The following is an 11,067-nucleotide window of genomic DNA, read 5'->3' as shown; positions in this document are numbered from 1 at the left end:
ATCCGCCTGTCTCCCCAAGATCCTCCCCAGGCTCGTCCTGGGGAGGGGGACCATCGCGCAGCGATGGTGGAGGGGGATGGCGCGGGCGTTGAGGAGGTTCCTCCCCCTCCACCACCCGCTGCGCGGGCGGTCCCCCTCCCCGAGCAAGCTCGGGGAGGAATGGGCACCTCGCTGGGCTCCTCTTCCGTTTGCCCTTCCCGCCGCACCTCGCGCACCGCGTTCTTCGACGAGCCGCCGGACGCGGACGATCCGTTGCTGGGGTTCGCGCCCTATCTGCACACGGCGCCGCGCCGCAATTCGATCACGCCGGACCGGCAGCGCGCGTTCATCGCCGCGCTCGCGGCCACCGGGATCGTCACGCAGGCGGCGCGCACGATCGGGGCTTCGCTGGAGGCGCTCTACAAGCTGCGCCACCGCAAGGGCGCCGAGGGCTTTTCCAAAGCCTGGGACATGGCGATCGACCGGGGCGTCGCCCGGCTGGAGGACTGCGCGCTCGAACGCGCGATCGCAGGCGAGGAACGCGTGGTGGTGTGGGACGGCAAGGTGGTCGCCACCTGGCGGCGCTACGACACGCCGCTGATGCTGTTCCTGTTGCGCCAGCGCCGCGCGGAGCGTTTCGGCGGCACGGCGGAACTGCTGCGCGAGCAGCGGCGCGAGGCGCGCGAGTACGACAGCGAAGCCTTGCTCGACAGCATCAATGCCAAGATCGAGAAAATGAAGGAACGCCGCCTCGCCGCGCAGGAAGGCCGTGATCCGGAGCCTGACGAAAGCTGAAAACAGGGCACCCGGGGTACCGGGGCAGCGCATCGGCAATGCGGAAAATGCTGAAATGCGACCGTCCGGGCGACCGTCCGGATTGTGCGGCGCGAATGGTGCCTCGCCGCGAAAGGCAAGTCAATGCGAGTGGCCTGCAGGGCTTGTTTCCATGAATCCGCACGATTGACTTTCGCGGAACACGGGGCGAAGTTTCCGCCGTCCTTGACGCCGCCGCGCGGAAGGATGCTCCGGGGAGAGGGACAGAGGGTCGGAGGGCCCTTGACGTGGGAGAACTTCGCCATGCCGAGCCAAAGGATCCGTGATCTCGCCGGTGAACTCAACGAACTCATATCGCAGGTTGCGATCCGCGACGAACCCGATGACGAAGCCGATGGTCAGCCCCTGATCCCCACGGTGGATGACTGGCTGGAAATCGCGCTGGGCACCTACAACATGCGGCGACATCGGGAAAAAGTGTTCGGCTCGCCGCAACTATTCGGGGAGCCGACCTGGGATATCCTGCTCGACCTTTTCATCGGCGAGTTGCGGAACCGGCCGATGCAGACGACCAGCGTGTGCCTGGGCTCGCAAGTGCCGCAAACCACGGCGCTGCGCTGGATCACCTTGCTGGAAAAGGAAGATCTGGTGCGCCGCTATCGCGACAAGACCGATTCCCGCCGCGTCTACGTGCAACTGACCGACCGCGCCCTGCGGGGCATGATCCAGATCTTCATGGAACGGTGCTTCTGGCTGACAGCACGGAAGCGAAAGGGTCTGCCGGCCCTGTTCCTTGGGGCCTCAGGCGGCGGCTTGCGCCAGAACACGGAAGCCATCGTGGCGGAAGCGATGGCCCAGATCACCCGCGGGCGGACGGGCGCGGGCTGAAACGTTCCCGCGCGCGGCCTGCCGCCTTCAGATATCCGCGTAGGCGGCCAGCCGCAGAGCTTCGTTGGTCGAATCCGTCTCGAGCTTGGTGATCATGTTGGCGCGGTGGATTTCCACCGTGCGCGGGCTGATCCCCAGTTTCATGCCGATGATCTTGTTCGAGTCTCCGTCGGCCATGCACTTGAGCACTTCACGCTCGCGCTTGGTGAGCAGCACCAGCTTGGCACGCGCTTCGGCCCGCAGGCGGCCGTTTTCCATCAGCTTCTGGCGCTCGGCCCGGTTCGAGTTGATGACATCCATCACGCCATCGAGATCGGGCAACCGGTCGATATAGCCGATCGCGCCCTTGAGCATCGCGGAGACAATAGAGTTAAGCGGAGCCTCTTCCGCATAAGGGATAATCGGAAACCATTGGGCCTGACCGTTGATCAGCTTCAACAGCTTGTCCAGATTATCGCCACTATCGTGGATCAGGACGATATAGCTCGTCTTGCTCTCGGAAATGAATTCCTCGATCTCCTCGAACGGTTCCACATGAAAACCGCCAGCGAACAGGGCGTTCGTGATCTTCGCCCGCTTCTGGTAGTCGTTTTCGATCAGTGCGATAGTGCGATAGTGTTCCATACTCGATCAGTACGGGGGATTGCGGTCCGGATTAATCCCTAATCCGCTCCATCGGCGACTATTTTGCATCCAAAACGGAACTATCTTTCGTAAGTGTCGTGCAATCGTTTGAATTTTTCCGGCGCGGCATGACCCGAAAATCAACCACAAATCTGCCAAAAACCACCGAGTACCGCTGATGCGCGAGGAGTCCGTACCGCTCGGAACGCGCTTCAGGGGCGCGAACGCGTGATCACGCCCCTGATTGCAGTGTTGCCGCCTGCGCTGGCGGCGGTCAGTCGATGTCCAGCTTCGTCGGAGCGCCACGGCCCTCCATGAAGTTGGCCAGATTGCGATGAAGGTTAATCACCTTCTGCTCCTGATGCGGGTTGGGCAGCGGCCCGCGGAAGCCGGAGGACTTCATCCCCTTCTGCACGAACTGCATGTTCGAGAAGTCCTGCGCCAGCACCGAGCCCCAGTTCTCGCCGGTGGGATCGGCATAGACCCATTCGGTCCGCGGCTCCTCGCCTTCCGGGAAGCGTTCGAGCGCATAGCTTTCGAACACGCACTTGTCCGGATCATTGCCATAGGGACGCACCCGGTAGCACAGCGCGAACGTCTCGCCGTGGAGGATGTTCTGGTTGGGGAACAGGCCCCAGGCCAGTCCGCTCTCCTTCTTGATCTCCGGCGGCACGGCCGGCCAGATCACCCCGCGCGCGGCATCGTCGGCCCTGGCGGACTTGATCCAGTGCGCGATGCATTCGGCCGGCGAAGTGCCCTCGGGCAGTTCATCGACCAAGCGGCTGGCGGCCTTCACCAGCGTCTCTGTAGACGCCGAGTAATTCACCGTCTCGTAGTTCTCGCGGATCAGCTCGTAGGTCGAGACGCGCGCGTCGTCGCCCTTGCCGGCGCGGGTGGTGCCCGCGCTCTCGCTCATCTGGAACTTCTCCTCGCGCGTGTCGTAGCTGGACACCGAGTGCAGGCCGTACTGCTTCGAGAGCGCGTAGTAGTCGCCATAGGCGAGCAGCTGGGTGTGGGTGCCCGCGACGTGGTAGGGTTCGAGGAAGGCCTCGATCGCGGTCTTCCAGTTGCAGTCGTAGATCGCCCACTGGCGCCACTTGTAGCGCATCTTGTCGAGTTCGAAATGCTCCAGGATCTCGCCCGCGCGGCCCATCCACTCCTTCAGCGGCACCGCGTCGGGATCCATGGTGATGTAGATGTACCCGCCCCAGGTATCCACCTGCACTTCGGACAGGCAGGTCATCTCGGGCGTCAGCTTGTTCTGCCAGTCCTGCGGATCGAGGATGTAGGTGTTGTTGCCGTCGGTATCGAAAGTCCAGCCGTGGAAGCCGCAGATGAAGTTCTTGCGGTTGTTGCCGCGCACGTCATGCACCTTGCCTGGCAAATGATCGGGCGTGGAGACAAGCTGGCGGCCGCGGTGGGGGCAGACGTTGTGGAACGCCTTGAACGAGCCGTCGTCCTTGCGCAGCACGATCACCGATTCATCGGCGACGTTGTAAGTCATCCAGTCGCCGGGGTTGGGCAGGTCCTCCACCCGCTCGACCATCTGCCAGACCCTGGGCCAGAGCAGCTTCTTCTCCACCTCGAGGTAGTCCTTCGAAAGGAAGGCATCTGTCGGATAGGTCGACAGCACCTCGTCATCCATGTCCTTCGCAGTCAGGCGGCTGGGTTCGAACTTTTCCGGCTTTTTCACGCTGCGTCTCCCTTGGCCCTTGTGGCCTGATCTCCCGGCGCGGGGCGACTTTGAAGCCCTCCGCTACTCAACAGGGGTGTTTATTAAGGGATCACGAGGCCGAGCACCAGACCCGAAACGGCCTCATCGCTCGCGGGATGCCTTCTCCGCCGCGTGCCTGCGCCGCCCGTCCCGGTGCGCGGCATAGCTGTCGAGCACCTTGCGCATCTGCGCCAGAGCCTCTTCGCGCGCCTTCTCGTCCTCGATGCGGCCGAGGTCGCGCTTGAGGCCGGTGACGAAGGAGGCATAGGCGTTCTGCCAGTCGTGCCCGAGGCTCTGGGCAATGTCCTCGCGGCCCGTCTTCGTGCGCCGTGCGGGTGCGCCCGCAGGCAGCTCCCAGGTCTCGCCGATCGACGGAACGACCATCGTGGCATCGGGCGCGCGGGTCTGTGCGAGCTGGCGCATGGTTTCCAGCCCGCTGTCCTCGCCATGAACGAGGAACACACTGCCGTGAATCGGCGCGCGGGCGGCCACCCAGTCGAGCAGTTCGGACTGATCCGCATGGGCCGAGTAGGAATCGATACGCCGGATCGACGCGCGCACGTGCACGTCCTGCCCGGAAATGCGCACCCGCTGCGCACCGTCCAGGATCACCCGGCCGAGCGTGCCCGCCGCCTGATAGCCGACGAACAGGACGGTCGCCTCGCGGCGGTAGAGGTTGTGGATCAGGTGATGGCGGATGCGCCCGCCCTCGCACATGCCCGAGGCGGCCAGGATGATCGCGCCGCTCACCGAATTGAGCCGGATCGATTCCTGCACGCTTTCCACGAAATGGAGCTGCGGATGCGTGAACACGCAGGAGCCGTGGAGGTCCTCCAGCTCGGCGGCATGGCGCTTGAACACGTCGGTCGCATGGCTGGCGAGCGGCGAGTCGATGAACACCGGCACCGGCGGGATCGCCTTGGCCCGCAACAGTTCGACGATGTCGAGCAGCAGTTCCTGCGTGCGTTCCAGCGCGAAGCTGGGAATGAGCAGGTTCCCGCCCCGGTCCAGCGCCCCGCGGATTTCCGCCTCCAGCACCTTGCGCCGCGCCTCGATCGTCACCCGCTCGCGGCGGCGGTCGCCATAGGTGCTTTCGCAAAGCACGTGGTCGAAGCCCGAAGGCCCTTCGGGATCGGGATGGAAGGCCTTGTTGTCCGGCCCGATATCGCCCGAGCACATGACACGCGTGCCGCCCGCCTCCATTTCGACCGAGGCCGAGCCGAGGATATGCCCCGCGTTCCACAGCCGCGCGCGGAAACCGGGAGCCGGTTCGAACCATTCCTCGCGCTCCACCGGACGGCACAGGCCCCATGCGGCCATGGCATCGGCTTCGGTATAGAGCGGTTCGAAGGGTTCCTCGCCCGCCCGGTCGCGGCGGCGGTTGCGGCGGGCGGTATCAGCCTCGTGAATGCGCCCGGAATCGGCCAGCATGTATTCGAGCAGGTCGGCGGTTGCCTGCGTGCACCAGATCGGCCCGCTGAACCCTTCGGCAACGAGGCGTGGCAGAAGGCCCGAATGATCGATGTGCGCATGGGTCAGCACCACCGCATCGACATGGTGCGGATTGAAGCCGAACGGGCTGGCATTGAGCCCTTCGAGCGTTCGCGATCCCTGGAACATCCCGCAATCGACAAGCACGCGCGTCTTGCCGAACACGAATTCGTGACAGGAACCGGTTACCGTCCGCGCGGCGCCGTTCAACGTCAGGGTGAGAGGCTGTGTCATGGCCGGACCATGGAACCGCCCCGGCGCCGTAACAAGGGGTTAGATCAAATTCCGGAGAATGGGCATGTGGCCCATGGCGATGCACGCGCGGCTTTCCAACTCCCGAAATTTCCCCCAGACAATCCGACAGTCGGATATTTTCAGACAAAAAGTTGCGACAGGCCTATCGGGTGAGACCCTCCCCGGTTGGGGCGAGATTCACGTTGCCCCTGAAAACTGGGGTGCGCAAAATGAAACTAGCCTACATCGGATGTGCTCTGAGCTCGATCTGCGTCGCGGCGGCCGCTCAGGCGCAGGAGATGGCCGATCCGGGGGCGGCCAACGAGATCATGGTGACGGCCCGCCGTCAGGACGAACGCCTGCAGGACGTTCCGGCTTCCGTGACGGTTATCACGGCGGACACCCTGATCCGCACCGGTGCCAACAAGGCCCAGGATTTTGCCCAGCTGACGCCCGGTGTCACGATCGTGACGGGCACGGCAGAGGCCGGCGACACCCAGATCTATATTCGCGGCATGAACGGGGCGCGCGATGCCGAAAGCTCGGTCGCGCTTGTCGTCGACGGCATTCTCAAGACCAACACGGCGCAACTCAACCAGACGCAGGGCACGCTGCGGCAGATCGAAATCCTGAAAGGCCCGCAAGGCGCCATCTACGGCCGCAATGCCGCCGCGGGCGCGATCGTCATCCAGACCGCCAAGCCCGGCGACCAGCTGGAAGGCGCGCTGCGGGCCAGTGCCGCCGAGCGCAACACCTACGAAGCGACCGCATACCTTTCCGGGCCATTGGCGGAAGGCGTAGGTGCGCTGGTATCCGGGTACTACCGCACGACCGACGGCTATTTCCGCAACGCCTATCTCGACAACCGCAAGGTCGTGGACGACCAGAAAGTGTGGAGCGTCGATGGGCGTCTGACCGCCGAAATCGGCGACGCCACCGAACTCGACGTGAAATCGCGCTATTCGAAGCTCACCGGTGCATCGATCAACTTCAATGCATCGTTCCACCTGCCCAACTTCGCTGCGGTCAATCCGGCCTTCTACGAGAACGTAAACGACCACGAATTCAACTATTACAGCAACATCCGGCCGACCAATACGCAGAAGACCTTCGACATATCCGCCAAGCTGGAGCACGATTTCGGCTCGACCAAGCTGACGGCCTGGGCACTCTATTCGGACGTCCGGCAGAGCCTGACCGCAGACGGAACCTCCGCGGACTTCGCGCGCTAAATCAGCGCCGTCGATCCCACCGTGCAGGGCGTGGTCGATGCCTGCTTTGCCAGCACTGCAGCGCTCACGGGCTTTCCGGTCAACCAGCCTGGTTTCATCGGCCAGATCCCCGTTCCCTTCATCTTCGCCCCGGCGAACGGCTCCACCTTCGGCGCCTACAGCCCGGCGACCTGTGACGGCAGCCAGCTCCAGATCCGCAACCAGAAGGACGTCAGCGGCGAAATCCGCCTGTCGTCGAAAGGGACCGGCCCTCTCTCCTGGCAGTTCGGCGCCTATTACCTGCACATCGACCGCAAGGTGGGTGTCAGCCTCGGCGCGGAAAACGGCAACGGGGTGAGCCATTCGCTCTACAACGATCCTACCAGCGACAATCCCACCTCGATGCTGCTGGCGGACAAGTTCCGCAGCAATGTCTACGCGGGCTTCGGCTCGATCGACTACAAGGGCGACAATGGCCTGAACGCCGGGATGGCGCTGCGCTACGACATCGAGCAGCGGCGGACATCGTCGCTGGTGCCCGACGCGCTCGACCCCTTCACCGGCGGCCCGATCAACCCCGGCCAGGCCTTCGGCGCACTTACCCCGAAGTCGCGCACCTACAAGCAGCTCGAACCCAAGATCAGCCTGAGCTGGGAACCGAGTCCGGAACTCAACATCTACGGCAACTGGGGAATCGGCTTCAAGTCGGGCGGCTTCAACAACCAGGGGTCTGCCGCTGTCATCGACCAGACCTTCAACCAGTTCCTCGGCACCGATGTCACCATCTCGGACGACTACAAGAAGGAAACCTCGAGCGCGTTCGAACTGGGCGTGAAGGGCTCGATGCTGAACGGACGGGTCACCTTCGACCTCGCCGGTTACTACACGCGCATCAGCGACATGCAGTTCTTCGAATTCTTCGTCGGCTCGTTCGGCCTGCTGCGTGTCGTCTCCAACATCGACCGTGTCGATGTGAAGGGCGTCGAGGCCAACGTCGCCGCCAAGATCATTCCCGGCTGGAAGATCTTCGGATCGGCCAACGTGACCGACAGCGAGATCAAGAAGAACAGCTCACGACCCAATACGGTCGGAAACAAGTCTCCCTACACGGCGGACTACACCATCAACATCGGCTCGGAAATCGAGGCGCCGATTGCCCCGTCGACCGATCTTGTGGTGCGCATGGACTACCGCATCACCGGCCCGACGTGGTTCCACACCGTGCAGAACCAGACCAACCCGACGCTGTTCAGCGGGCTGCTGCCGATCTCGGCGCTGGCCCTGCCGGCCTTCGTCGGCGATGCGAAATACGATGTTGCCAAGCGTGAGGCCTTCGGCGTCCTCAACGTGCGTGCCGGGCTTTCCGGCGAAAACTGGGATCTGTCGGTCTTTGCCAACAATGTCCTGAACCGGAAATACCTGGAAGAGGTCATCCCGGCAGTCGAATTCGGCGGCTCGTTCATTTCACCGGGTGCACGCCGCCTGGTGGGCGTGGAGATGGGCTACCGCTTCTGATCCGCGCGTGACCGGCGTGGCGGCCCCGCCGCCGCGCAGCAACAGAAAAGGGAGGAGGCGCACCGGGCGCCCCCTCCCCTCTGCATTCTTCCCGAAGGAAGCTCCAAGACTTAGAGACCGATGATGCCACCATCATCCTTGGTGATCGCAATGATCGCCGAGCGAGGACGAACGGTGGCGGCCGCCGTACCGGCCTGGCTGTCGGGCCAGTGGCTGCTCGGCGCGGCAGCATCGCCATTCTCGCCCGGATGCTGGATGCCGACGAACAGCGTGCGGCCGTCCGGCGTCATGTCGATGCCGGTGATCTCGCATTCGACCGGGCCTACAAGGAAACGGCGCAGGTTGGCGGCCGTCGCGGCGGTACCGGCGAACGTCGCCTGCGTGGCCGTGTTGCCATCCTTGTCCTTGTTGGTCAGCGTGGTCGCACCGCCGTCGCCGACATTGCCCGGAAGGGCGGCGAGCAGCATGCAGTTGGTACGGTCGGTCATCGCGCCGTCATCGGTTTCGATCCACAGCACCGGATTGATCTGGCCCGCCGGGTTGGTGTCGCGCGAGAAATACAGGCCGTCCGGGCTCGAGAAGTCGTTGCTGGTGGTGAGGCCCGAGACATTGACATTGGCATCCGACGGGTAGTCGGTGGCGTCAGCGCCGAACAGGTAGATGTCCCACTTGAAGGTGGTCGCATCGGTGGTGTCGCCATCTTCGCGCAGACGGATGATGTGGCCGTTCGGGTTGCCGTAGCTGGTCGAGCCCGAAAGGTTCGGGTCGCCATAGTGGCGTGGGTTGGCCGCATCGGTGCCATTCAGCGGCCGCTTCGAGGCATTGCTGTTGGTGAGAGTGAGGTAGATTTCACCGGTCACCGGATTGCCGGCGGTCCATTCCGGACGGTCCATCGGCGTGGCGCCTAGGGCGTCCGCGGCAAGGCGCGTGTTGACGAGCACGTCGGCCTGGTCGGCGAAGACGTATTCGGGGTAGGTGCCCGTCGCAGGCAGGCTCGGGACCGAACCATAGACCAGCTGCAGCCACTGGCCGGTACCGTCGGCGTTGAACTTCGCCACATAGAGCGTGCCGTTGTCGAGGTACTTGTCACCCACGCCCAGGCGGTCGCTGGCGCTGGCATCGGCGGAATCGAACGCGGTGTTCGAGACGTACTTGTAGAGATACTCGCCGCGGCTATCGTCGCCCATGTAGACGCCGACCTTCTGGCCTGCGACGACGCGCACGAAGGCGCCTTCGTGGCCGCAGCGGCCGAGCGCGGTGCGCTTGCGCGGGGTCGAAGTAGGGTCATAGGGATCGATCTCGACCACCCAGCCATACTGGTTGGGTTCGTAGCGGTAGTCGGCCGCGGCGCTGGCGCCGGTGATGGTGGCGTTCCACTTCTGGAACATGGCCTCGGTCGAGGCGACGGTCGACCAGGCATAGTTGCCTGTCTTGCTGCTGACGCCGTAGCGGGCCAGCGCGCGCAGTTCGTTACCGGTGCGCAGCGCCGCGTCGGACGCATCGCGGCGGAAGTAGCCGGCCCAGTTTTCCTCGCAGGTCAGGTTGGTCGCCCAGCCCGAAATGCCGTTGGCGCAGTTGTTGATGGTGCCGCGGCCGGCGGTGCCGTTGTTGGAATAGGCGGTGACCAGCATCGCCGAACCGGCGGCCGGACCGTGGAACGCCATCGGCGTCATCGGCGTAATGCGGCGGTTGAAGCTGCTGCTCTGGACATAGGCCCAGGTGCGGTCGCCGCTGTCGGCATATTCGGAAACCGAAACGCCGTGCGCCTCGATTTCCTTCTTCGCCTCGTCAGCGGGGCGCGGGCCGGTCGAGACATTGGTCGGGCCGCTCGGGTGGAGGTAATCAACGCTCAGGTTCTCGTGGTTCTGCACCATGAGGCCGCGCGTCGAACTGCTGTCGTCGCGCGAACCGGCGGCGGACAGACCGAAGAAGTGCAGCGCGTCACCATGGTCGCCGATGCGCTGGGCGAAGTTGTCGTCGGTGCCGTCGTTGGCATAGGCGGCAACGCCCGCCGCCAGCGGATCACCCAGACGTGTCATGACGGTGACCGAATAGCCCGCCGGGACGACGGCGATGTCTTCCAGGCTGTGCGCGATGGCGGTGAAGCCGAGTGCGGCAGGCGAAACGCGGACCGTGGTGGTCGACACCGCGGTCTCGCCATCGGCATTCGTCACGGCGAAGCTGAACTTCAGATCCGTCGCGGCCGAGACGGCCGGAGCGATGAAGGTGGCAGTAAGGCCGGAAATGGTCAGGTCGACAGTGGTGCCGCTGTTCTGCGCCCAGGCGGACGAGGTCACGCCGGTGTTGCCGGCGGTGACCGAGCCCGTCAGCACGACGACGCGGCCCGAACTGGTCGCGGCGCTGTCACCGGCGGAGACCACGAGCGTGGTTTCGTTGTTATCACCGCCGCAGGCCGCGAGCACACTTGTGCCCAGCACGGCCATGGTCGTGGCACCTGCGCCGCGCAGCAGTGCCTGGCGGCGCGAATAGCGCGCCTCGGCCAGCGCCTCGAGCGAGATCTGGGTGCTCGGATTGGTGTCGACGTCGCCGTCGGTATAGCCGTTGGTAGGGAGAATCTCGGTCATGCTACTGCCCCGCAATATTAACTGGAGCAGCGCTAGCTAGAGGACATTGATG

Annotated in this window: 8 protein-coding genes; 4 read left to right on the top strand and 4 right to left on the bottom strand. The window is 64.3% G+C overall.

Going from position 1 to position 11,067, the window contains the following annotated elements; genetic code table 11:
* Positions 1 to 159 precede the first annotated feature (159 nt).
* Together MTR64_RS17275 and MTR64_RS17270 are read left to right on the top strand one after the other, a co-directional pair.
* Positions 160 to 774: a hypothetical protein gene (locus MTR64_RS17275; protein ID WP_243995758.1), complete on the top strand. Its 615-nt coding sequence runs from the start codon at positions 160 to 162 to the stop codon at positions 772 to 774.
* Positions 775 to 1,056: 282 nt separating this feature from the next.
* Positions 1,057 to 1,641, top strand: coding sequence for a winged helix DNA-binding protein (locus MTR64_RS17270; RefSeq protein WP_243995757.1), 585 nt, complete (start codon positions 1,057 to 1,059; stop codon positions 1,639 to 1,641).
* A 27-nt stretch (positions 1,642 to 1,668) separates the two neighbouring features.
* Here MTR64_RS17270 and MTR64_RS17265 read toward each other — a convergent pair whose 3' ends face one another.
* The 3 genes from MTR64_RS17265 to MTR64_RS17255 form a co-directional block, all read right to left on the bottom strand.
* Positions 1,669 to 2,265: a response regulator transcription factor gene (locus tag MTR64_RS17265; protein ID WP_243995756.1), complete on the bottom strand. Its 597-nt coding sequence runs from the start codon at positions 2,263 to 2,265 to the stop codon at positions 1,669 to 1,671.
* A 274-nt stretch (positions 2,266 to 2,539) separates the two neighbouring features.
* Positions 2,540 to 3,910 (bottom strand): aromatic ring-hydroxylating dioxygenase subunit alpha, encoded by a 1,371-nt coding sequence (locus MTR64_RS17260; RefSeq protein ID WP_268740987.1) that lies wholly within the window; start codon positions 3,908 to 3,910, stop codon positions 2,540 to 2,542.
* Positions 3,911 to 4,081: 171 nt separating this feature from the next.
* Positions 4,082 to 5,704, bottom strand: coding sequence for an MBL fold metallo-hydrolase RNA specificity domain-containing protein (locus MTR64_RS17255; RefSeq protein WP_243995754.1), 1,623 nt, complete (start codon positions 5,702 to 5,704; stop codon positions 4,082 to 4,084).
* Between the two features lie 230 nt (positions 5,705 to 5,934).
* On the opposite strand from MTR64_RS17255, the gene MTR64_RS21520 reads away from it, so the two are divergent.
* Positions 5,935 to 6,936 (top strand): TonB-dependent receptor, encoded by a 1,002-nt coding sequence (locus MTR64_RS21520; protein WP_327194287.1) that lies wholly within the window; start codon positions 5,935 to 5,937, stop codon positions 6,934 to 6,936.
* A 21-nt stretch (positions 6,937 to 6,957) separates the two neighbouring features.
* Positions 6,958 to 8,430: a TonB-dependent receptor gene (locus tag MTR64_RS21515; protein ID WP_327194286.1), complete on the top strand. Its 1,473-nt coding sequence runs from the start codon at positions 6,958 to 6,960 to the stop codon at positions 8,428 to 8,430.
* A gap of 110 nt (positions 8,431 to 8,540) precedes the next feature.
* Here the strand turns inward: MTR64_RS21515 and MTR64_RS17245 are convergent, their stop codons facing one another.
* Entirely contained in the window at positions 8,541 to 11,015 is a 2,475-nt protein-coding gene (locus tag MTR64_RS17245) for a PhoX family protein (protein ID WP_243995753.1), read from the bottom strand.
* Between the last annotated feature and the right edge of the window lie 52 nt (positions 11,016 to 11,067).

The organism is Novosphingobium album (ex Hu et al. 2023) (genome assembly GCF_022832385.1).
GTDB lineage: Bacteria > Pseudomonadota > Alphaproteobacteria > Sphingomonadales > Sphingomonadaceae > Novosphingobium > Novosphingobium album.
The sequence above is the reverse complement of the archived record's forward strand: the minus strand, read 5'-3'. Positions and strand labels throughout refer to the sequence as shown.